Raw genomic sequence first — 23,528 nt, 5'->3', positions numbered from 1 at the left:
CAGTTGGGCCCCGGCCTTCGCCGGGGTGGTGGACGTGCTCGCCCGGATAGGCGCAGAACCAGCCCGGAATGGCGGCGAAGTCACTTCACCTGACGAGGCCCCGTCTCAATCAGCCAGGCCTTCGGCAACCCGGTCGGCTTGGCCACGCCGTCGAGCCGTCGCGCGCTGACCAGCGCCACGCGCTTCAGGATCATCTGGTCCTTGAACGCATCCATTCCGCCGCCGGTCGGCTTGGCGAGAATCCGCTTCACCACGTCCATCCCGGCGATGACGTGCCCGAACGCCGCATACCCGGGATATCCCGCACGCGCGTCCATCGCCGGCGCCGGGCCGACGGTTATGAAGAAATTACCCCCTGCCGAAGCCGGGTTCATCCCACGCGCCATGGAGATCGTCGCATCGCCGTGCTTGATCCCGGTCATCGCCGTCGTCTCGAGCGGGAACGGCGGCAGTATCCGCCGCGCATCGGTGCGGATACCCGCCTGGATGAACCCCGTTTTCGGCGCCGACTTCTGCCGGCTTGCGCGGTAGAAGTCGGTCCCGTCGAAGCGCCCGTCGTCGACATATTCGAGGAAATTCTGCGTCGTCTTGGGCGCATGACGCGCGTCGAGCCCCAGCAGGATCGGACCCTCCGACGTGACGAGGCGGACCCGCACGATCCCCGGCTTGGCGACCGATGGGCCGCGCGACGCAGGCTGCGCCCCGACCGCGGTCGTGAGGCTCAACACCCCCGCCAACCCGATGATAAAACGGCGCATGTCGAGTATTCCTATAGCGGCTGATCGAGGCCCGCTAACCGCCAAGCGATGCCGACGCAATATCGGCCGGCTTGAAGCACCCTGCCCGACGACGACGCGCTCTTGAAATTACCCTCCGAGCCGGCCAACTCTTGGCCGTCATTACCCATAAGAGAGCCGTAACAGCCATGAACAATGAAACCGTTCAAGCCGCGGAACCCCAGCCTTCCTATACGCAGCCTGCAGAAACGCACGCGTTCGAAGCGGACGTCTCGCGACTGCTGCACATGATGGTGCACTCGGTCTACTCCGATAAGACCGTGTTCCTGCGCGAGCTGATCTCGAACGCCGCCGATGCCTGTGAGAAGCTGCGCTACGAGGCGTTGAGTGCCCCCGAATTGCTGGGCGATGAGGCGCGCACGCAGATCGCGATAACGCTCGATCCCGACGCGAAGACGCTGACGATCGAGGACAACGGCATCGGCATGACCGCCGACGACATGGCCGAGGCGCTCGGCACGATCGCCCGGTCGGGCACCAAGGCGTTCATGGACCGTATCGCCGCATCCTCCGGCTCGGACGGTGCGCAGTTGATCGGCCAGTTCGGCGTCGGCTTCTATTCCGCGTTCATGGTCGCCTCGAAGGTCGACGTGATATCGCGCCGCGCTGGCGCCGACACCGCGTCGGTCTGGTCGTCGGATGGTCTCGGCACCTACACGATCGCGGCCATCGACCTCGCCGAGGCGCCCGCGCGCGGGACCCGCGTCGTGCTCCATCTGTTGGAAGACGCGACGTCCTTCACCGAGCGCTATACCGTCGAACGGCTGATCAAGGACCAGTCGGGCCACGTCCCCGTCCCCATCACGCTCCGCGAAACGCCCGACGCCGAGCCGGTCGAGATCGCCGACGGCGCCGCGCTCTGGACCAAGCCGAAGTCCGAGATCAGCACGGAGGACTATGCCGATTTCTATCGCAGCGTCTCCGGCCAGTTCGACGAACCGGCGCTGACGCTGCATTACCGCGCGGAGGGGCTGCACGAATATTCGGTGCTCGCCTATGTCCCCGGCGCAAAGCCGTTCGACCTGTTCGATCCCGATCGCAACGGCCGCATGAAGCTGTACGTGAAGCGCGTCTTCATCACCGACGACGCCGAAGTTTTGCCGCGCTACCTCCGCTTCATGCGCGGGCTGGTGGATTCGTCGGACCTGCCGCTCAACGTCTCGCGCGAGATGATCCAGGAGAGCCCGATGCTCGCCGCGATCCGCAAGGGCGTGACCGGGCGCGTGCTCGGCGAGCTCGACAAGCTCGCGACCCGCGATGCGGATGCCTATGCGAAGATCTGGGAGAATTTCGGCGCGGTCCTGAAGGAAGGGCTGTACGAGGATTTCGAACGGCGCGAGGCGCTGCTGAAGCTCGCGCGTTTCAAGACTACGACGTCAGCCGGCGCATGGCGCTCGGTTGCCGACTATGTCGCCGCCATGAAGGACAACCAGACCGCGATCTACTACGCGGTCGGTACCGATCTCGACCGGCTCGAAGCCTCGCCGCAGCTCGAAGGGTTCCGCGCGCGCGGGATCGAAGTGCTGCTGCTGCCGGACTCGGTCGACGGCTTCTGGGTGACGGCGGGTATCGATCACGACGGCAAGCCGTTCAAATCGGTGACGCAGGGCGCTGCCGATCTCGGCCTGATCCCCCTGGTCGACGGCGCCGAAGCACCGACGGCCGACACCACGCTGCAAGTCGCGGACTTCATCGCGTTCGTGAAGACGACGCTAGCCGATGCGGTCTCGGAGGTCCGCGCGTCGGAGCGCCTGACCGACAGCGCGGTCTGCTTGGTCGCGGCCGATAGCGGCATGGACCGCCAGCTCGAACGCATCCTCGCCGCGAGCGGTCAGGCGATGCCCGCCGCCAAGCCGGTGCTGGAGATCAACCCGCGCTCTGCGCTGATCGCCAAGCTGGCCGCGCTCGGCGAGGACGAGACCGCGCTGCGAGAGGACGCCGCGCACCTGCTGTTCGACGAAGCGCAGATCGCCGATGGCGAGCGCCCGCTCGATGCCCGCGCCTTCTCCGCCCGCCTCGCGCGGCTGTTCACGCGCGCGTTGGGCTGAGCGACCTCGACCACGGTTCCGCAGATTTGCGGAACCGTGGTCCAGCGACTACCCCGCTCCCAAGACCAAGGAGCAGGACATGTCGCCCATTCTAGACCGCCGCCAAATACTGACCGGCGGTGCGGCCATCGCTGGCCTCTCGCTCGGCTCGACCGCCGCCTTCGCGCAGAACGACCGGATCGAGAGTCTGATCGCCAGGATGACCCCGGCCGAAAAGGCCGGCCAACTCAGCTGCTTCTCCGATCAGATCCGCCCGATCGGCGTACCGTTCAACCCCGGTCTCGCGACCGGCGGTGCGGCTGAGCAGATCGCCCGGATCAAGACCGGCCAGATCGGCATGCTGTTCAACGGCGTCGGCTATACTGGCGCTAAGGCCGCGCAGGATGCGGCGATGGACACCCGGCTCAAGATCCCGCTGATTTTCGCCGGCGACGTGATCCACGGCCTGCGCACCGCCTATCCGCTGCCGATCGCCGAGGCCTGCGCGTTCGATCCCGACCTCGCCGAGCGGACCGCGCGCGCTGCGGCACTGGAAACCACCGCGCTCGGCATTCACTGGACCTTCGCGCCGATGGTTGACGTCGCCCGCGACCAGCGTTGGGGTCGCGTCGCGGAAGGGTCCGGTGAAGACCCGTATCTGGGCATCCAGCTGGCCAAGGCGCGCGTACGCGGTTTCCAGGGGGACGACCTACGCGATCCGACCCGCGTTGCGGCCTGCGCCAAGCACTTCGCGGCATATGGCGCGGTCTCGGGTGGCCAGGATTACAATTTCACCGAGATCTCGCCCGCCACGCTGCACGAGGTCCATCTCGCGCCGTTCAAGGCCGCGGTCGACGCAGGCGTCGCGACGTTGATGAGCGCGTTCAACGATATCGACGGCGTTCCTTCCAGCGGCAATCACTGGCTGATGACCGACCTCCTGCGCGGGCAATGGCGGTTCCGCGGAATGGTCGTCGGCGACTACACGGCCGATGAGGAACTGATCGCACACGGCTATGCCAAGGACGGCCGCGACGCCGCGAAGAAGGCGTTCATGGCGGGCATGGACATGGCCATGCAGTCGAACCTGTTCAATCTGTGGCTGCCCGACCTCGTCGAGAAAGGCGAAGTCCCGGTCGCGCGGCTCGACGAAGGCGTTCGTCGCGTGCTCCACCTGAAGGATGCGATCGGGCTGTTCGACAACCCCTATCGCTCGGTCAGCCGGAAGGCCGAACGTACCAGCGTCTCGACGCCCGCCATGCTCAAGCTCAGCCGGGAGGCCGGCGCGCGGTCGATCGTGCTGCTGAAGAACGACGGCGACCTGTTACCCTTGAAGAAGAACCCGGGGCGGATCGCCTTGATTGGTCCGTTCGCGGAGGATCGCAAGAACGTCGTCGGCACCTGGGCGTTCATGGCCGACGAAAAGCTCAACGTCTCGATCGCGCAGGGACTTCGCGCACGCGGGCTGACCGTGACGACGGCGCAGGGTTCCGAGATCGAAGCCCCCCTGCCCGGCGGAATCGCCACAGCGGTCGCCGCTGCGAACGCCGCGGATATCGTCCTGCTCGCGGTAGGCGAATCGCAGCTCATGTCGGGCGAAGCGCAATCGCGCACCGAGATCACGATCCCAGCCCCGCAGATGGCGCTCGCCGAAGCCATCGCGGCGACGGGCAAGCCGCTCATCGTCCTGCTCCGCCACGGCCGCGCGCTCGCCTTGCACGGCGCCGTCGAGGACGCGCCCGCCATCCTCGCGACGTGGTTCCTCGGGTCCGAAAGCGGCCATGCGATCGCCGACGTGCTGTTCGGCGACGTCAACCCGTCCGCAAAGCTGTCCGCGAGCTTCCCCAACGAAAGCGGCCAGGAACCCTATTTCTACAACCACAAGAACACCGGTCGCCCGGCACCGGATACGGGCAGCCAGGAATACAAATCGCGCTACCGCGAGACGAAGAACGAAGCGCTCTACCCGTTTGGGCACGGCCTGAGCTACACCAGCTTTTCGGTCTCGAACGTCGTCGTTCCGGCGCAAATGACCGATACGCTCGCCGTCACCGCCACCGTCACCAACACCGGCGCGCGCGCCGGCGACGAAGTCGTGCAGCTCTACATCCACGACCGCGTCGCCAGCCGCACGCGGCCCGTCCGTGAACTCAAGGGATTCGCGCGCGTCTCGTTGGCACCGGGCGCATCGAAACGCGTGACTTTGACCTTGAAGCGCGAAGACCTGCGGTTCTGGGGTGACGGCGATTGGGTGATCGAGCCGGGGCTGTTCGACCTCTGGGTCGCAACGAGTTCGATCGACGGCGAAAAACAAAGCTTCGAACTCGTATAGCTGTTCTCCCGCCTCGGTGGGGGCAACATCGCTACATCCGCACGACCCGGTTTCCGATCCGCTCGGCCTCCTCGGGGTCGTGAGTGACCATCAGGATCGGCAGGCGCATGACGTCGCGGACATGCTCGATCGCCAGCATGATCTCCTCACGGCGGGCGCGATCGAGCGACGACAGCGGCTCGTCGAGCAGCAGGAAGCGCGGCTGGCTGAGCAGCGCGCGACCGATCGCCACCCGCTGTGCTTCGCCGCCCGATAGCGTGCGGGGCCAGCGTTCGAGCAGATGGCCGATGCCGAGAAAGCCGATGATGTCCTCGAACCGTTCGGCCTCGCCGCGTACGCCGTAGAGCAGGTTCGCGCGGACGCGCATGTGCGGGAACAGCCGTGCTTCCTGGAAGACATAGCCGGCGCGGCGGCGTTCGGGAGGGATGTCGATGCCGTCGCCGAACAGCATCTCGCCGTCGATCGCGATCCGTCCGCGATCGGGCCGGAGCAGTCCGGCGACCATGTTCAGGACACTCGACTTGCCGACGCCCGAGGGACCGAACAGTACGGTCGCCCCCTCGCCTGCGTCGAGCGTCAGCGATACCCGTGTATCGCCGAGCCGCTTCTCGACATCGATTTCAAAGGACATGGAGCCCCCGTCCAGCGCGCCGCGTCAACAGTTCCGAGGCGATCAGCGCAACGAGCGACAAGCCCACGGACACGCATGACAATCGCCACACCATCGCGTCCGCCCCCGGCTGTTGCAACGCGGAGTAGATCGCCAGCGGCAAGGTCTGCGTTTCACCCGGGACGTTGGACACGAAGGTGATCGTCGCGCCGAACTCGCCGATCGATCGCGCGAAGCCTAGCACCGCACCGGCCAGCACGCCGGGGATGCTGAGCGGCAGCGTCAGCGTCCAGAACACGCGCCAGGGCCCCGCGCCCAACGTTCGCGCGGCATTCTCCAGCCGCCGGTCGACCGCCTCGATCGAGATCCGCATCGCGCGCACCATCAACGGCAACGCCATGACCCCCGCCGCGATCGCCGCGCCGGTCCAGCGGAACAACACGGTGATCCCGAACCAGTCCTGCAGCCAGGCGCCGATTGGGCCATTCGGTCCGAACGCGAGCAGTAGTAGCCAGCCGGTCACCACCGGCGGGACCACCAGCGGCAGATGGATCGCCGCATCGACGACAACCTTGCCCGGGAAGCGGACGCGCGCGAGCAGCCAGGCCAACGCGAAAGCGACCGGCAGGGTCACCAGCATCGCCACGCCGCCGACCTTCAGCGACAGCGCGACGATGCCCCATTCGGCCGCATCAAGCATTTAGCGCGCGGAGAATCCGTAGCGCACGAAGATCGCCTTGCCCTCCTGCGAGACGAGGAATTGCCGGAACGCCTCGGCATCGGGATTGGTCGACGCCTTCAGCCGCGCGATCGGGTAGGTGATCGCGGGATGCGTGTTTTCGGGGAAGACGCCCGCGATGCGGACCTTGGCGGACGCCTTCGCATCGGTCGCATAGACGATCCCGAGCGGCGCCGCGCCGCGCTCGACCAAGGCCAGCGTCGCCCGAACATTCTCAGCGCGCACCACCTTCGGCGAGACCTGCGCCCAAACGCCGAGCTTCTCCAGCGACGCCTGGCCGTATTTACCTGCTGGTACGGCGGTATCGGCCATCGCCAGTGGCCCGGCGGTGAGCACCCGCGCGAGCGCAGCGGGCGGCCGGACCGGAATGCGCACCGTGCTACCCGCCGGCGCCGCGACGACGAGCCGGTTGCCGAGGAAGGTGACGCGGGTCGCGGCGACGATCAGATTCTTCGTCGCGAGCTCGTTCATCCAGTCTTCGTCGGCGGAAACGAACAGATCGGCGGGCGCACCGGCATCGACTTGCCGGGCCAAAGCCGACGATGCGGCGAACGAGATGGTCGGCTTGATATGGCCTTTCTTGGCCCACACATCGGCCGCGGCGGTCAGCGATTCCTGCAGCGATGCGGCCGCCAGCACTAGCGGCGGCCGCTGCGCATACGCGGTGCCGCTCGCAAGGCCCACCGGGATTGCCAGTGCCGCCATCAGATACCGCATACAAAGACCCCATAATTTCGACCGGCGAACGCCAGCAGACACGGTAACGTCGCGCGCGGCAATGCGTTGCGCGTTAGTTCGCCGTGACCCGCCCGGTTCGCGCCAGCTTGCCCCAACCGACCAGGGGCCCGCGCAGCGCCTGGGCGATCGCCTTCAGCACGACGTAATACATCACCTGGCGATAGCCGATCCGCTGCGGGATCAGCAGCCACAGCAACCGCCAGCGTTCCTTCCGCTCAAGCGCGAACGCGATCGTCGCAGCGAGCAGGTCGATCGCGGTGAAGATCAGCCAGTAGGCGAGCATCGTATAGACGTCGTGGCTGGTCTGCTCCCAGCCATGCGCCTGCACCGACACATAGGTCGAAGCGAAGCTGACAAGCAGCGCGAGGTCGATGATCGGCGAGATCGACGCGAGGATGATCTGGAACACGATCGCCTGCGGCAAGCCTACCCAGCCGAGCCCGCGCGGATGCGACCGGCCGATCGCCGAGCGGTGCTTGTAGAGGCACTGCAACGTCCCGAACGCCCAGCGGAACCGCTGCTTGGCGAGCGCGCGCATCGTCTCAGGTGCTTCGGTCCAAGCGATCGCGAACTGGTCGTACTGGACGGTCCAGCCATGCCGCTGGATCGCGATCGTCAGGTCCTGGTCCTCGGCGAGCGTATCGTCGGGATAGCCGCCGACGCTGCGGATCGCCTCGAGCCGCCACGCGCCGACCGCACCCGGCACGACCGTCATGGCGTTCAGCCGCGCGAGCGCACGCCGTTCGAGATTCTGCGCGGTGATGTATTCGAGCGCCTGCCATTTGGTGATCAAATTGACGCGGTTGCCGACCTTCGCGTTACCCGCGACCGCACCCAATTCGGGATCGACGAACCACCGTGCGAGGCGGGCGATCGTCATCGGTTCGAACTGCGTATCGGCATCGAGCGCGATCACGATCTCGCCTCGTGCGAGTTCGAGCCCACGGTTGAGCGCGCGTGCCTTGCCGCCGTTCTCTAACGTCAGCAGGCGGACGCGGTCGTCGCCGGCGAACGCCTCGGCCACGACGCGGCTGGTGCCGTCGCTCGATCCGTCGTCGATCACGATGACCTCGATCGAGACGTCCTTCGACGCCAGCACGCCCTCAACGGCGCGGACGATCACGCGCTCCTCGTTGAACGCGGGGATCATCACCGTCACGAACCGCGACGGATCGATCGCCGGGAACACCGTCTTCAGTTCGCGCCGTGCCTGGATTAGCGCGAGCGCCGAAAGTGCCAAGGCGCGCAAGATGCCGATCGTGATCGCGATCCCGAAGATCCAGCGGAGCGCGACGACGATGCCGCCGAGCGTGCTGAACAGCGCGAGGTCGGCGACAGCGGCGACGCGGTCGCTCGACGAGATCACCGGCATCGACTGGTTGCGCGACAGCCCGGCAAGCGTTGACACGGGAACGAAGCTGTAGCCCATCGCCCGCAGCCGCTCGATGATGATCGGCAGCGCGGCGACGGTCTCGGCGCGGTTACCGCCGGCGTCGTGGAGCAGGATGATGTTGCCGCTGCGCTCGGGATTGCCCGCCTCGACGCCGGCGATGGTCCGGTCGATGATCGCCTGCACGCCGGGGCGCTTCCAGTCGTCGGGATCGACGTGGAGGCCGACCGAGATATAGCCGCGTTTCTGTGCTTCGAGCGCAGGCAGGATTTCGTCCGCGGTGCTCGGCTCGGCGTCGCCGAAATAGGGGGCCCGGAACAGCCGCAACGACCGCCCTGTGAACGCCTGGAACAGCCGCTGCGTGGTGTTCAGCTCGTACTTCACCTGCCGCTGCGAGACATTGGCGAGGTTGGGATGCGTATAGGTGTGGCTGCCGATCTCATGGCCTTCGTTGACCATGCGCTCGAGCAGAGGGCGTTCGGTCAGCGCATTCTCGCCGATCACGAAGAACGTCGCGGGCGCATGCTCGCGCTTGAGAACGTCGAGGATCTGCGGCGTCCATTCGGGATCGGGCCCATCGTCGAACGTCAGCGCGAGTTGTTTCGGACGATAGCCGGTGCGGACCACGACATAGGGCGACGGCATCCGCGTGAAATTGACGTCGGCGATCGTGCCGTCCTTGGCCGGCACCGCGTCGCGAATGCCGGTGACCGGCTCGGCGGCGATCTTGAGGATCTCGCCGCTGCCCTCGATATCGACATTGGTGCCGGCCGGCATCTTGTCGATCGAATCGGGGATCGGCAGTTTGCGATGATCGCGACCCCAGATCGACCAGAGCCCGGGATCCTCCGACCCGAGACGCCAGAGCGCGACGCTGCCGAGGCCAGCCTTTTGCAGGAACGCGATCTGGTTGTACGCCGACGCCGCATCGAGCAGCCACACCTGGTGCTTCACACCACCCTCGGAATAGGCGAAGCTGCTGTTGCCGCTGGCCTTGTCGAAGGTCGGCACCGTGCCCGAGTCCGCTGCGTTCTGCCACGCTTCCTCGACGTCGAGCGCATCGCCGTTGCCGGCATCGGCCCCCGCATGCCAGTCATAGGCATAGGAGCCGATCGCCACGACCAGCTTGGCGGGGGGGATGCCACGTGCCGCATCGGCTACCATGTGCGCGAACCAGCGCTGCGACGCGATCGGGCCTGGCGCCCCGCTCGTTTCGTGCTCGTCATACGCCATCAGGAAGATCTTGTCGGTCACCTTGGCATAGGCGGGCAGGTTCCAGTCGGGGTTGGCGACCGGCGCTGCGATCGCGACTACCCAGCCGCGGCTCGCGAACCGCGCGCGCGTCTCGGCGAGGAACGCGCGGTAGTTGGGCTGTGCCGACGCTGGCAGATCCTCGAAATCGTAGAACACGCCGCCGGCGCGGTTGGCGGCCAGGAACGGCACGAGCTTGTCGAGGAAGGCCGCGCGGGCCTTCGGGTCGGCGAACAACGCGGCGCTGCCGGCACCGTCCCAGTTCCCGTCGACCGCGTTCTGCACCATCGGCAGGATCACCGGCCGGTGAACCGCCTTGTTGAGGATATCGCGACCTGACTGATCGCGGAACACGGTGATGTGGTGATCCTTGCCGGTGATCGAGACCCAACCGGGGATCAGCCAGTCGAGCTGTTCGACATGCCGCGCGAGGCTGGCCGTGCTCGCTTCGTCCCACGGCGCGTGAAAGGCGATCGCAAGCGCAGGGTTGGCGCCGTTGCCGACACCCGGCTTGGCCGCGCTCGTCCCGAACAGTTGCTTGGCGTAGTAATTCAGGTCGCGCCGGGTCTCGCGAAGGATGCCACCGCGCGGCGCGGGCAGCTTGTGGAGCGCGGGGTGCTCGGGCTCGATCGGGAGCAGCGGCGCGGTGGGCACCGCACCGATCGAAACGGCGAACATCGCGATCGATAGCAGCAGCAGCGCGACGAACGCCGCGACGCCAAAGGTGAACCGCCGCCGACGACGGCCGCTTGCATCATAGAAGACAGGATTGAGCGACATGAGGGGAGTATCAACCGACGGAAGGAAAACGGCAAATTTCTATTTTAGGCCGCTACAGCGCGGTTCCGGCGGACGCTGCTGAAAAATCCGTCACGCTGCGGTGGGATCGATCCGGAATCGCTGCATCCCCTCCCGCGTGCGGGAGGGGACCAAGGCGTGGCGCCCGGCTTTAACTAGCGGTGCGTCCGGTGATGGCGCGCGCCCACCCACTACCCCTCCCGCATGCGGGAGGGGGGAGGTCAGATCAGCGGAACTTGCCGCTGAGCGATACGCCGATGATCCGCGGCTCGTTGAACACCGCCGCCATGTAGTTCTCGATCACGCCCTTCAAGTTCTTCTCGCCGGTGATGTTGCGCGCGAACACCGCCAGTTCGTACGCATCGTCGGGCGCGGCGTAGCCGATCTTCAAGCCGCCTTCGAAGTTGCCGTTCGCGGTGAACTCCTTGGTCTTGTACAGCACGAACTGCGTATAGCCCTGGATGTTGAAGTCGCCCGCGATGAACGCGCGACCGCCATTGCCGAGCGGCTGGTCGTAGCGGGCGTTGAGGTCGACGTTGTACTCGGGCGCGTTTGGCAGCGGGTTGCCATTGATCTGCGCGAACGTGTTGGCGCCGACCTTGATCGTCGGATCCTCGACCGTGCAAACCACCACGCCGTTCAGGATGCAGACCTGCGCATAGACGTTCTTGTCGCGGATCTTGCTGTGCAGCAGGCTGAGGCCCGCACCGAGCGTCAGGTTCGGCACCGGCTTCCAGTTGGCCTCGGCTTCCATGCCGTACGCATCCGCCTTGTCGGCGTTGAACAGCACGCCATTGCCGTTCACGTCGTTGCCGTTGAGCTGGATGTCCTTGACACGGTAGGCGAAGACCGTGGCGTTCAGGCTCAGCGTGTTGTTCAGCAGGCGGCTCTTGACGCCACCCTCCCACGACAGGATCGTCTCGGACTTGGCGGTGGTGAAGTCGGAGTTGAACACGGCCGAGCGACCCTGGATCGTCGGCCCGCGGAAGCCCTCGGCAACGCGCGTGTAGAGGCTGACGTCGGGGCTCGCCTGATACAACAGGCTCGCATCCCAGCTCGGCTTGGTCGCCTTCAGCGTCACGTCGGTACGGCCGCGGTACGTGACCACGCCCGCCGCGGTGTCCGCCGTCTTCAGAAGCTGCGTGCGCTTCTTGTCCTCGGTGACGCGACCGCCAACGGTCAGCGTCAGCTTGTCGACCAACTCATAGCTGACCTGGCCGAAGCCCGCCCAGGACGTGTTGACGTCGTGCAGGCGTACCCAGTTGTTGGGGTTGCGCGCGGCTGTCGTCAGGAAGAATCCGCGCTGATAGAAGTCGGTGATGTCGCGCGTGTCGAAATACAGGCCGCCGACCTGCCAGTTGAAGCGACCGCCAGGGGTGCCCGCAAGCCGGACTTCCTGCGACCACTGATCGAGATCGCGGATCTGGCCCTGCGACTGGCCAAAGCCGCTTGCCACGCCGCCGACCGGGAAGTTCGCGCCGGCACCGCCGTCGGTGTCGCCACGGCTGAACCCCGAGGTCGTCTCGTACGCGGTGATCGAGGTCAGCGCAGCGGGACCGAAATCGTAGGTCGCGCGGGCCGAGCCGCCATAGGTGTTGTAGCTCTGCGGGTTGTCGTTGCCTTCGTCGTACGAGACCACGTTGCGCGGCTCGGCCGAGACGTCGTTCGAGCCCTTCTTGAGCGCACCGCGGTGGAACAGCGTCGAGGTGCCGTCATACCAGCGCGCATGGCCCGACAGGTCCAGCGTGAAGCGGTCGCCCGGGGTCAGTGCGAGCTGAACGCGGACGTTGCGATCATCGAAGCCGCCCATCGCGTCCTTGCGCGGCGTCGCGGTGTTGTCGGCACTGACACCGGCGAACCGGTTGTCGACATAGTTCTCACGGTGCTGGATCAAAGTCGACAGGCGGATGGCCAGCAGGTCCTTGATCAGCGGGCCACCCACACCGGCATCGAGGCTGACGCTATTGTACGAACCGACCGACGCCGAAGCACGGCTGTCGAAGTCGTTGGTCGGCTTGTTGGTATCGAACTTGATAATGCCGGCGGTGGTGTTGCGACCGAACAGCGAGCCCTGCGGACCGCGCAGCACTTCGACCTGGCGGACGTCGAACACCGGGTTCGACTTCAGCACGACATGCTCGAGGATCACGTCGTCCTGGATGATCGTGACCGGCTGCGACGCGCCGAGGTAGAAATCGATGTTGCCGAGACCGCGGATGTAGAAGCGCGGGAAGATGCGGCCGGTCGTCGATTCGACGTACAGGCCGGGGACGCGGCCCGACAATGCGAGCAGCGTGTCGTCGCCGCCGGCGGTGTAGGCACGCAGGGCGTCGCCCGATGCGACACCGACCGAAAGCGGCACCTTCTGGAGGTTCTCGGAGCGGCGTTCTGCGGTGACGACGATGTCGCCGAGACCGTCCGCCGGAGCAGCCTGCTCCTGGACGGGCGCCGCATCCTGCGCGAACGCCGCCGAACCAGCCAGCACCGAACCGAACGCGACGCTAAGCATCAGCGCCGACTTAACGACCGAAATCTTCAAAATTCTATTCCCCAATAATGCGGCGCCGTCCCTGACGACCGACCGCACATCCCAAGATACAACGTCGCGGCTTGTCATCGACCGCCCTCCCCGGACGGCTCGACGACGCCTCGCGACGCTCACTCCCCGATCCGGCGGTTAGGCGGGGATTGTGTTGGTATGATGACAGTTGGTTACGGCGATCACGGATAATCCCGGCGCACATGCACGACGTTGACGATCTCGATCATGCCTGGCACGACTCGATAGATGAGAAGATAGTTGGGGTGCACGACAGCTTCGCGCGTACCGCCAGCCCTGCCTGATCGGTACATGAATGGGTGATCGGCAAGACGGTCAGCGCATGCCGCGATCGATGTCGACAGCCGTTCGGCTGCGTCCCTATTCCGATCGGCGACATAATCGAGAATTGCAGTGGCATCTTCGACCGCTTCAGGGCGCCAGATCAGCTTCAGCGATCTCCGCCTGATCGATCGGTGGACGTTAAAACCGATCTCATCGCGGCGACGGCATCTTCGTGTGCAATCGATGGACGAGGATCTGCCAACGACCGCGCGACCTTTTCGCGTAGCCAACGATCATAAGCTTCTGCCGAGATCGAGGACCCGGACTCGAACGGTTTGGATGAGACTTGCGCCATCACGCGAGCCTACGCCTATCGCTGCCGAATGCAACGTAGCCGCGCCACGGCAAAGCCGCGTCGTCGGACGACACGACCGAGGACAAGCTCGGCCGGTCGCCGTCCGGCTAGACGCTTATCCTCGTCCAAGCAGAGCCTGGCCTCAGGCGTCGTCGCCCATCCGCAGCGCGGCAATGAACGCCTCCTGCGGGATGCTGACCGAGCCATATTCGCGCATCTTCAGCTTGCCCTTCTTCTGCTTTTCCAGAAGCTTCTTCTTGCGGCTGGCATCGCCACCGTAACACTTCGCAGTCACGTCCTTGCGCATCGCGCTGATCGTCTCGCGCGCGATCACCTTGCCGCCGATCGCCGCCTGGATCGGGATCTTGAACAGATGGCGCGGGATCAGTTCCTTCAGCCGTTCGACCATGCCGCGGCCGCGCACTTCGGCGGTGCCGCGGTGGACGATCATGCTCAGCGCGTCGACCGGCTCCTCATTGACGAGGATGCCCATCTTGACGAGGTCGCCCTCGCGGTAGCCGATCTGGTGATAATCGAAGCTGGCATAGCCCTTCGACATCGACTTCAGCCGATCGTAGAAATCGAACACGACCTCGTTCAGCGGCAGTTCGTATGTCGCCTGCGCGCGGCCGCCGACATAAGTGAGGTTCTTCTGGATCCCCCGGCGGTCCTGGCAGAGTTTGAGCACCGACCCGAGATACTCGTCGGGGACGTAGATCGTCGCCTCGATCCACGGCTCGCTGATCGTCGCGATCTTGTTCGGCTCGGGCATGTCGGCGGGGTTGTGCAGCTCGATATGCGTCGTGCCGGACGGATCGGCGTGGGTCAGCTCGATCTCATAGACGACGGACGGCGCGGTGGTGATCAGGTCCAGATCATATTCGCGCGTCAGCCGCTCCTGGATGATCTCCAGATGCAGCAACCCGAGGAACCCGCAGCGGAAGCCGAAGCCCAGTGCGGCCGACGTCTCCATCTCGAACGAGAAACTCGCATCGTTGAGCCGCAACTTCGAGATGCTCTCGCGCAGCTTCTCGAACTCGGCGGCATCGACCGGGAACATCCCGCAGAACACGACCGGCTGGACTTCCTTGAAGCCCGCGAGCGCTTCGAGCGCAGGCCGCTTCGCATCGGTGATCGTGTCGCCGACGCGCGTTTGCGCGACCTCTTTGATCTGCGCGGTGATGAAGCCCATCTCGCCCGTGCCGAGCTCGGTCAGCTGCTCGATCTTCGGACGGAAGCAGCCGACCCGGTCGACCAGATGCATCGTGCCGGTCTGCATGAACTTGATCTGCTGGCCCTTTTTTAGGACGCCGTCGATCACGCGCACCAGGATGACGACGCCGAGATACGGATCGTACCAGCTGTCGACCAACATCGCCTTCAGCGGCGCCTCCGGGTCGCCGCTGGGTGGCGGGATCTTGGTGACGATCGCCTCGAGGATCTCGACGATTCCGATCCCGGACTTCGCCGACGCGAGCACTGCCTCTGATGCATCGATGCCGATCACGTCCTCGATTTCCTTGCGCACCTTCTCGGGTTCGGCGGCGGGCAGATCGATCTTGTTGATCACCGGCACGATCTCGTGGTCGTGCTCGATCGACTGGTACACGTTGGCGAGCGTCTGCGCCTCGACGCCCTGCGCGGCATCGACCACCAGCAACGCGCCCTCGCACGCGGCGAGGCTACGGCTCACCTCATAGGCGAAGTCGACATGCCCCGGCGTGTCCATCAGGTTGAGGACGTAATCGAGGCCGTCCTTGGCGTGATAGGCGAGGCGCACGGTCTGCGCCTTGATCGTGATCCCGCGCTCCTTCTCGATGTCCATGTTGTCGAGCACCTGCTCGGACATTTCGCGCGCAGTGAGGCCGCCAGTTTCCTGGATCAGCCGGTCGGCGAGCGTCGACTTGCCATGGTCGATATGGGCGATGATGGAGAAATTGCGGATGCGGTCGAGCGGAGTCATGGCGCGCTCCTAGCAGCGACGCCGCGCGGGGGATAGACGGCCGACCTAAAGCTTGCGCGCGATGAGATGATAGCAGCGCGCGACCTGCCGATACGGGTCCAGCCGGCCCGCCAGCCATTCGGCGCGCAACACGTCCTCGGGATCGTCCGCCAAGATCGGGCCAGTATGGTGATCGGTAAAGGTGCCGATACCCGACCATTCGACGATCCCGGCGCCCGCCTCGCTCAGCAGCGCTTCGACCGTCTCGCGTGCGTGATTGCGGCTCGCAGCGTAAGGACCATGCGCGTCGCTCCCCGTCTCCAGCGCGATGCGCGCCTCGGCCCACCGCTGCGCCAGCCCCGATCGCATCGCCGCCGCCGCCGGGTTGATCGCGACGATCGACACGAGCCCGCCCGTCTTGCACAGCGCGACCGCGGTGCGGACCAGCGGCGCGGGATCGTCCTCGTACATCAGCACGCTATGGCAGCAGACGAGATCGGCCACCTCAGCCTGGTCAGCCGCCATCGTCGCACCATCCGCGCAGATCAGCCGGACCCGGTCGCGGATCGCGCTGGGGCCGCGCGCCAGCCTCTGCTCGCCGAGCGTGATCATCTGCGGGTCGATATCCAGGACCACGACCTCATGCCCCGCCATCGCCAACCGAACCGCCAACGCCGCGTCGCCACCGCCAAGATCGACCACGCGCAACGGCCGCTCGGGCAACACCGCGGTCAGCGTACGCAGCGTCAGTTCGAGTGGAATGCTGGTGCCTCCATGCCCACCCGGCAGCACGAACGCATCGATGATGTCGGGCGCCGCGATCCAATAGTTCATGCCGCGACCAGTGGTGCAGGACACGGCGTCAGCACACCGTCCGACAACAACCCGCAGCAGTCGCCGTCCTCGATCTGCAACGTGTCGGGCGAAAACACGTCCTCGTCCCGCGTGCTTTCGGGATGCGGTGTGTCCGACGGCAACAGATGTTCGAGATCGATGACATCACCGCTCCCGTCGACCTCGACGATCCCGCCGCGCGCGATCAGGTCGAGGTGGATCGCACATTGATAGCCGACCACGCCCGGATCCTGGTTATGCTGGCCGAGCCCGAGATGCACGCCTGGCCGACGCTCGTTGATGTGCGAATTCATCGCGATCGGCTCACCGATGCCGAAGTTCGTGCCGAAACCAAGCTCGCCGACATTGTAGGCGCAATGGGTGGTCAATGCAGAGTCGAGGAACCGCATCGTCCGCGGATCCTCGCAGCGATGCGCGACGACCCGCCCGCCTTCGATTTCGATCGTTACCGGAAAGGTCTCCAGCCGCACGTCGTCTTCGGTGATCGCGTTCACGTTATAGGCGAAGTCCGCGACGTGAATGCCCGAAATCTTCGCGGGAAATGTCGCGACCTCGCCGGCCGGCAGAATCACCGTGCCACCCTCGCGCGCCCGGCCGCGGTTGCTGATCCAGCGGTGCCTGGCATCGAGCGTGACCTCAAGATCGGTGCCGCCCCGCGTCGTGATCCGCAGGTGCGACGCGCGCGTCAACCGTTCGAGGATCGCGACGTTGCGTCGCGAAAGTTCGTCGGGGGTCGCGAGCAGGGCATCCGCGAACAGGCTGTCGCTGGCGCTGATCGAGCGGAATATCCGCGGGCGTTCCGGCGGATATATCGACAACGCGCGGGTCAGCGCACCGGTATGCGAAAACGTGTCGCGTTCGAACGACAACAGGATCAGCCGCCCCGCGAACGCATCGACCGCGGGCAAGACCGCAATGAGCCTTTCCTCGAACGTCTCGTCGACGAGCGGCGCCATCCACACGCGTATCGTGGGGATGGCGCGCATCTCTAGCGCGGCGCAGACGAGGGCGGCGGACCGCTGGCTATCGCTCGTATAGAGGATAACCGCGGTGTCGCCGCCGGCGATCCGGACATAGGCGTCCAGCAGGGACTGAACCCCGCACCAGATCTTCCCGTCCATCGCCCTAGTTCTTCTGTTCGATACCGCGCTCGGTCAGCGTCGGCTTCGAGGTGCTGTAGCTGATCGTCCATGCGACCTCGTCGAGCGTGCGGATGCGCGTCCCGCCGTCGAGCGTTGCGGCCGCGGTGCTGTACGAAATCGTCCAGGCCGCATCGCCGCCCTTGCCGATGTCGATCACATGCGTGCTGAGGTCGCCGATCCGGAACACCTGCTCACTGCTTTTCACTTCGCGCAGTACCTGCGCCGAAACGCGGGCGACGATGTCGTTGATTTCCTGTTCGCTAGGCATGTCTGCTCTCCTGGAGTTTCGAGAAAACGCGGCGGCTGTTTCGTATCGGCAATCCGCGTTCCAACGACGCTGCGCTTTTGCGATAACCCGGACAATCGCCGCACAATCCGTTTCGGCGGCAAAACGAGTTCTCCATATGCGGGCTTGATCCAGGTTACCGGCCGGCCCCGATAAAAGAACCGCCATCCCGGTGCAGCTTCCCGCCGCGAGCTCATTCAATCGATCGTACGCAGGATATTTGTCTTGAACGTTCGGGATGTCGCGGTTAGGGCGCTCACCGGCAATGTTGTCGGGGCGTGGCGCAGTCTGGTAGCGCACTGGTCTCGGGGTCCAGGGGTCGTAGGTTCGAATCCTATCGCCCCGACCATTGCCGATTTTTCGGGGTTCAGCTCCGCTTTCCCCGAACATTATGCATCCTACGCTGCGATCTCCGCCTTCGCGGGCGCGGCTGTGACGCTTGCGTAAATCGCCCGATTTCTCAGCCCCCCGGCTGGCCTGATCGCAGTCCTACGCGCTACTGTTCAGTCGTATGACGCGGACAGCACGGGAGAGGATTGTCGTGATCGAAGTCAATTTCGACGGGCTAGTCGGCCCGACGCATAATTACGCGGGGCTCTCGATCGGCAATCTGGCGTCGGCGAACAATGCGGGTGCGGTCTCGGCGCCTCGGCTTGCCGCGCTCCAGGGCGTTGCGAAGATGCGCCGGCTGATCACGTTGGGATTCAGGCAGGGGATTTTTCTCCCGCACGCCCGTCCGAATATCGACTGGTTGCGCGCGTTGGGTTTTGTCGGCAGCGATGCTGAAGTGCTTGCTTCGGCCTGGAACGCCGACCGCGCCCTTGTCGCGAACGCCTTCTCCGCATCGGCGATGTGGACCGCGAATGCCGGGACGGTATCGCCCGCCCCTGACACGGCCGACGGGCTCTGCCATATCTCGGTGGCGAACCTGTCGACCATGCCGCACCGCGCGAGCGAGTGCGCGCAGACCGAGCGTCAGTTGCGGCTCGCGTTCGGCGACGCGCGCTTCTTCCGAGTCCATGCCCCCGTCCCCGCAGCCTTCGGCGACGAAGGCGCGGCGAACTTCATGCGGATCGTGCCCCAAGCGGGCGGCGGCGGCGTCGAGATCTTCGTCTATGGCGAGGGGCACGCCGGCGGCTTCCCGTCCCGCCAGTCACGCACCGCAAGCGAAGCAGTCGCGCGTCGCCACGGCCTGGACCCCGCGCGCACGCTGATGGTCCGGCAAAGCGACGCTGCGATCGCAGCCGGTGCATTCCACAACGACGTCGTCGCGGTCGCCAACGGGCACGTCCTCTTCACGCACGAGCACGCCTTCGCCGACCCGCAGGCGTTCTATAGCGACCTGCACCGGCTCGTGCCGGACGTGGTGATCCTAGCCGTGCCCGCCGGCCGGGTCAGCCTGAAGACCGCGATAGGGACCTATCTGTTCAACTCGCAGCTCGTCACTGCGGCTGACGGTACGATGACCCTCGTGCTGCCGGCCGAAGCGCGGGAGGATGCCGCGGTATGGGCCTGGCTGACCGAACAGGTCGCGGATGGCGGTCCTATCCGCCGGCTCGAAGTCGTCGACGTCCGGGAATCGATGCGCAACGGCGGCGGCCCCGCCTGCTTGCGGTTGCGCGTCCAGGTCGACGAGGAAGCGCTAGCCTCGATCGATCCCCGGTTCCTGCTCGACGAAACGATCTGCACCCGGATCGAAGACGTCGTCGCCCGCGAATGGCCGGAGGCGATCGGGTTCGACGACCTCGGCGATCCGCAACTGTGGGAACGCTGCGCGCGCGCGCGCGCCGCATTGACCCGAGCGCTTGGCTTCGGCGCTAGCGAAATCTGAGCATTACTAGGGAGAAGCGCCCCGCCCGTCCGTGCGACACTCTCGTATCCGGGCGGGGCGCCGTGGACGCTTCATCGATCGACGCGCGTCTCTATGGGCAAGCTAACACGGCCGGTGCCGTTGAAAACTTCCGTTCGTCAAGTTTGGCGGTCGTCCATCCCGATTATTGCCCGATATGCCGATGATGCGCTGCCCCCTGACCTCAAGAGGCACCGGCCTCGGCGGGAAGCTTGACCTTGCGGAGCGAGGCGATCACCTGCCGTGCACCCGGCGGTGCCACTTGAACGAATAGCTCGAACAATGCCTCGTCGGTGAACTGCTCGATGTCGGTGCCAAGCAGCAAGGCGATGGCCTGCCGGCTGCGCGCGCCAGGTTGCGCTTCGATCACGATCGTCCGCCAAGCCATCCCGACCGGCGGTTCGCCGTCGACGTCGTTGAATTCGCCCGGGATCATGTTCCGGAGTCGCAACCGGCGGTCCATATGCTTGGCAAACCACGCACCGTCGCCCGCGGCAGCGATCTGTACCGCTAACGTCTGTCCATTCATGCCGCTTCCTCACATCGACCGGTATCGCCGATCATAGCGACGCGGTGTTGCCGCACCACCACAGATGCAAGCCAGAAAAGCCCGAGGCCCAACTTACTATTGATAATAGTTATTAGAAACATTAGCGGGGCGGTTCTCGATAAGGAAACTTCATGACACGTCGTCGCTTCGGCACCGCCCTTCTGCTTGGTTCTACGCTCGCCGCATTGCCGGTGCAGGCGCAAGTCCGCACCGAGGACGGCGAAACCGGTGCCATCGTCGTGACGGGGCAGCATGCGCGTGGTCAGGCATCTTCGGGTACCAAGACCGACACGCCGCTCGCCGAGACGCCGCAGTCGATCAGCGTCATCACCGCCGACGACATTGCCGGGCGCAGTCTCCAGAATCTCAACCAGGCGCTGCGCTTCGTCGCTGGCGTCACACCGGAAACGCGCGGCTCGAGCGGCGAGGTCTACGACCAGTTCAAGCTGCGGGGGTTCGACGCGCCGGTCTATCTCGACGGGCTGAAGCAGTTCGGCAGCGCGTCCGGCTACGCGGTCCCGCAGATCGACGTCTCGCGGCTCGATCGGATCGAAGTCATCAAGGGCCCCGCTTCGGTACTCTACGGCCAGTCCAGCCCCGGCGGGCTCGTCGCGGAATCGAGCAAGCTCCCGCTCGACCAAGCGCTGTACGGCGCGATCGGCGGGACCTACGGCAACTATGATCTCTACCGTGTCGATGCCGATATCGGCGGCCGTGCCGGTGAGGGCGTCCTTTGGCGGATCAACGGCAGCGTCAACGGTGCCGACACGCAGCAGAAATTCGGCAAGCGCGAGCGCCAGACGATCTCGGGCGCGGTGACCGTCGGCGCGGGCAGCTCGACCAGCTTCACGCTGCTCGGCGCCTATTCGCACGATCCTTACAACGGCGATTACGGCGTGTTCCCGGCCAGCGGCACGCTGATCGCCAACCCCAACGGCAAGCTGCCGACCAGCTTCGACGGTGGCGAGGCGGGCAACCGGTTCAGCCGCGAACAGGCCGCGCTCACCTACATCTTCCGCCACGAGTTCGGCGGCGGCTGGGCGTTTCGCTCGTCGGGCCGGTATCAATACGTAAAGTCGAACCTCGGCCTGATCTATACCGCCGGCGCCCTTGATGCGACCGACCCGACCCAGCAGACCTATAGCCGCGCCTCCTATGCGACCCGCGAGCAGCTCAACAACTGGACGTTCGACAACCAGCTGACCGGCACGGTGCAGACCGGCCCGGTCAAGCACACGCTGTTGTTCGGGGCCGACCGCCAGGTCGCGCATTCGGCCGAAGTCGGCGCGTTCGGCACCGCTCCATCGCTCAACGGTTTTGCCCCGGTCTATGGCACGGTGGTGGTACCGACCACGCCGGAAGCGATCGGCGGCCAGTTCACGATCGACGCGCGCCAGCGCCAGCAGGGCGTCTATGCGCAGGACCAGATGGCGCTTGGCGAGCTCCGCGTCGTCTTGAGCGGACGCCAGGATTGGGCCCGCGCGCAGCAGATCGGCGCTGCGGCGAAGAACGATGAGAAGTTTACCTATCGCGCCGCCGCGCTCTACACGCTGCCGTTCGGTCTGGCGCCGTATGTCAGCTATGCGACGTCGTTCGAGCAACAGGCCGGCACCGTGCTGCGTCCCGATGGCAGCTTCGGCATCGCCGATCCGTCGCTAGGCAAGCAGCTCGAGGCCGGTGCCAAGTTCACCGTGCCCGGCACGCCGATCCTGCTGTCCGGCGCGTGGTTCCGGATCGATCAGACCAATGTGCTGACCTCGACGCCGACGTTCTCGGTCTCGACGCAGACCGGCAAGGTCCGTTCGCAGGGCGTCGAGTTCGAGGGTACGGCGCCCCTGCCCTACGGGTTCGACGCGCGCGTCGCCTATAGCCGCCAGCGGGTGAAGGTCACGCAGGACCTGAACGATCCGTCGCGTGTCGGTCGTGGGCTTGAGACCGTCGGGCGTGGCGGCACGACGCTCGCGCTGAACTGGTCCCCGCCCGAGGTCGGCCTTGCAGGGCTGACGATCGGCGGCGCGCTGCGCCATGTCGACCAAGTCTATGCCGGCGTCACGCCGGGCGAAACCATTGGGCGCAACAGCCCGTCCTACACCGTGTACGACGCGCTGATCCGCTACGACCTGGCGAAGTTCGCCCCCTCGCTCCGCGGCCTGAGCCTGGCAGTCAATGGTGCCAACATCTTCGACAAAAAGTATCTGACGTCGTGCTTCGCCAACTACAACTGGTGCTGGTACGGCAACCGCCGCACCGTCCAGGCGACGATCGGCTATCGCTTCTGATGCGGTAACGACGAGACATCCCGGCCGATCGACATTCGGTCATCGGTCGGGAGCGACGAAGCTGTCGGAGTGACGACGCCAGCGTAGCGATCCGGTATAGTCGGCCGATGCTGCCGATCCTCTACAGTTTCCGACGATGCCCCTATGCGATGCGGGCGCGGCTTGCGATCGTGGTGCGCGTGCGCGTGGTCGAACTGCGTGAGATCGTCCTGCGCGCGAAGCCGCCCGCGATGCTTGCGGCGTCACCCAAGGGTACGGTGCCGGTGCTGGTCCTGCCGGACGGGTCGGTGATCGACGAGAGCCTCGGGATCATGCGATGGGCGTTCGTCTCCGGCGACGTCGAGGGGGATGGCGAGACGGATCCACGCGCCATGATTGCCACGAATGACGGTGCGTTCAAATATCACCTCGATCGGTACAAATATGCCGACCGCTATGGGGTGAACCGTCTGGAACATCGCGCGTGCGCCACGGACATCCTCGCCAACCTCGACCAACGGCTGCGCGTTGCCGAACATCTCGGACGCGACGCGCTGTCGCTCGTCGATCTGGCGATCATGCCATTCGTGCGCCAGTTCGCGGAAACCGATCGATCGTATTTCGACGGTTTGCCGATGCCGGGTTTGCAGGCCTGGCTGACGCGGCATCTGTCGTCGCGGCTTTTCGAACGGATCATGGTTCGCCATCCGCCGTGGCAGGACGGCGATCCGCCAAAGATCTTTCCGGATGGCGCCTCCTGAGCAGCGATCGTCGTCGATCGCCGC

Annotated in this window: 18 protein-coding genes and 1 tRNA gene; 6 read left to right on the top strand and 13 right to left on the bottom strand. The window is 65.6% G+C overall.

Features of this window, described 5'->3' with window-relative positions; genetic code table 11:
* Positions 1–80: 80 nt before the first annotated feature.
* The gene (locus tag C8J47_RS07045; RefSeq protein ID WP_121885050.1) at positions 81–758 is read right to left on the bottom strand and encodes a peptidylprolyl isomerase; all 678 of its coding nucleotides are present in this window, start codon (positions 756–758) and stop codon (positions 81–83) included.
* 167 nt (positions 759–925) lie between these two features.
* Here C8J47_RS07045 and htpG point away from each other — a divergent pair, with 167 nt between their 5' ends.
* Positions 926–2,845 carry a molecular chaperone HtpG gene (gene htpG / locus C8J47_RS07040; RefSeq protein WP_121885049.1) on the top strand — a complete coding sequence of 640 codons (1,920 nt, stop codon included), beginning with the start codon at positions 926–928 and terminating at the stop codon, positions 2,843–2,845.
* A 79-nt stretch (positions 2,846–2,924) separates the two neighbouring features.
* Positions 2,925–5,156: a glycoside hydrolase family 3 N-terminal domain-containing protein gene (locus C8J47_RS07035; RefSeq protein WP_121885048.1), complete on the top strand. Its 2,232-nt coding sequence runs from the start codon at positions 2,925–2,927 to the stop codon at positions 5,154–5,156.
* Positions 5,157–5,187: 31 nt separating this feature from the next.
* On the opposite strand, the gene C8J47_RS07030 is transcribed toward C8J47_RS07035, so the two are convergent.
* The 11 genes from C8J47_RS07030 to C8J47_RS19345 form a co-directional block, all read right to left on the bottom strand.
* Positions 5,188–5,787 carry an ATP-binding cassette domain-containing protein gene (locus C8J47_RS07030; RefSeq protein ID WP_121885047.1) on the bottom strand — a complete coding sequence of 200 codons (600 nt, stop codon included), beginning with the start codon at positions 5,785–5,787 and terminating at the stop codon, positions 5,188–5,190.
* Positions 5,777–6,466 (bottom strand): molybdate ABC transporter permease subunit, encoded by a 690-nt coding sequence (modB, locus tag C8J47_RS07025; RefSeq protein WP_121885046.1) that lies wholly within the window; start codon positions 6,464–6,466, stop codon positions 5,777–5,779. Before modB ends, C8J47_RS07030 begins: the two co-directional genes overlap by 11 nt.
* Positions 6,467–7,210 (bottom strand): molybdate ABC transporter substrate-binding protein, encoded by a 744-nt coding sequence (gene modA / locus C8J47_RS07020; protein WP_259467418.1) that lies wholly within the window; start codon positions 7,208–7,210, stop codon positions 6,467–6,469. It abuts the gene before it with no gap.
* 85 nt (positions 7,211–7,295) lie between these two features.
* Positions 7,296–10,664: a polysaccharide deacetylase family protein gene (locus C8J47_RS07015; protein ID WP_121885044.1), complete on the bottom strand. Its 3,369-nt coding sequence runs from the start codon at positions 10,662–10,664 to the stop codon at positions 7,296–7,298.
* A gap of 244 nt (positions 10,665–10,908) precedes the next feature.
* Positions 10,909–13,191 carry a TonB-dependent receptor gene (locus C8J47_RS07010; RefSeq protein ID WP_259467456.1) on the bottom strand — a complete coding sequence of 761 codons (2,283 nt, stop codon included), beginning with the start codon at positions 13,189–13,191 and terminating at the stop codon, positions 10,909–10,911.
* A gap of 212 nt (positions 13,192–13,403) precedes the next feature.
* The gene (locus C8J47_RS07005) at positions 13,404–13,667 is read right to left on the bottom strand and encodes a type II toxin-antitoxin system RelE/ParE family toxin (protein ID WP_404969265.1); all 264 of its coding nucleotides are present in this window, start codon (positions 13,665–13,667) and stop codon (positions 13,404–13,406) included.
* A gap of 5 nt (positions 13,668–13,672) precedes the next feature.
* Complete coding sequence (locus C8J47_RS19790; RefSeq protein ID WP_121885384.1) at positions 13,673–13,861, bottom strand: hypothetical protein; 189 nt, start codon at positions 13,859–13,861, stop codon at positions 13,673–13,675.
* A 142-nt stretch (positions 13,862–14,003) separates the two neighbouring features.
* Positions 14,004–15,824 carry a translation elongation factor 4 gene (gene lepA, locus C8J47_RS06995; RefSeq protein ID WP_121885042.1) on the bottom strand — a complete coding sequence of 607 codons (1,821 nt, stop codon included), beginning with the start codon at positions 15,822–15,824 and terminating at the stop codon, positions 14,004–14,006.
* A 45-nt stretch (positions 15,825–15,869) separates the two neighbouring features.
* On the bottom strand, positions 15,870–16,637 hold the full coding sequence (locus C8J47_RS06990; protein ID WP_121885041.1) for a methyltransferase: 768 nt from the start codon (positions 16,635–16,637) through the stop codon (positions 15,870–15,872).
* Positions 16,634–17,779: an aminopeptidase gene (locus C8J47_RS06985; protein WP_121885040.1), complete on the bottom strand. Its 1,146-nt coding sequence runs from the start codon at positions 17,777–17,779 to the stop codon at positions 16,634–16,636. The genes C8J47_RS06990 and C8J47_RS06985 overlap by 4 nt, the downstream gene beginning before the upstream one ends.
* A gap of 4 nt (positions 17,780–17,783) precedes the next feature.
* The gene (locus C8J47_RS19345) at positions 17,784–18,068 is read right to left on the bottom strand and encodes a hypothetical protein (RefSeq protein WP_121885039.1); all 285 of its coding nucleotides are present in this window, start codon (positions 18,066–18,068) and stop codon (positions 17,784–17,786) included.
* A 290-nt stretch (positions 18,069–18,358) separates the two neighbouring features.
* Here C8J47_RS19345 and C8J47_RS06975 point away from each other — a divergent pair.
* Positions 18,359–18,435 (top strand) — tRNA-Pro (locus C8J47_RS06975).
* 186 nt (positions 18,436–18,621) lie between these two features.
* A complete protein-coding gene (locus C8J47_RS06970) occupies positions 18,622–19,917 on the top strand; it encodes an N-succinylarginine dihydrolase (RefSeq protein ID WP_121885383.1) in 1,296 nt (431 codons plus the stop codon).
* 202 nt (positions 19,918–20,119) lie between these two features.
* On the opposite strand, the gene C8J47_RS06965 is transcribed toward C8J47_RS06970, so the two are convergent.
* Positions 20,120–20,464: a hypothetical protein gene (locus C8J47_RS06965; RefSeq protein WP_121885038.1), complete on the bottom strand. Its 345-nt coding sequence runs from the start codon at positions 20,462–20,464 to the stop codon at positions 20,120–20,122.
* A 152-nt stretch (positions 20,465–20,616) separates the two neighbouring features.
* On the opposite strand from C8J47_RS06965, the gene C8J47_RS06960 reads away from it, so the two are divergent.
* Entirely contained in the window at positions 20,617–22,764 is a 2,148-nt protein-coding gene (locus C8J47_RS06960; RefSeq protein WP_121885037.1) for a TonB-dependent siderophore receptor, read from the top strand.
* A gap of 107 nt (positions 22,765–22,871) precedes the next feature.
* Complete coding sequence (locus C8J47_RS06955; RefSeq protein ID WP_121885036.1) at positions 22,872–23,504, top strand: glutathione S-transferase; 633 nt, start codon at positions 22,872–22,874, stop codon at positions 23,502–23,504.
* Positions 23,505–23,528 lie beyond the last annotated feature (24 nt).

Source organism: Sphingomonas sp. PP-F2F-G114-C0414, from assembly GCF_003688595.1.
Taxonomy (GTDB): Bacteria; Pseudomonadota; Alphaproteobacteria; order Sphingomonadales; family Sphingomonadaceae; genus Sphingomonas.
This window is presented reverse-complemented; position numbering and strand designations above follow the sequence as displayed.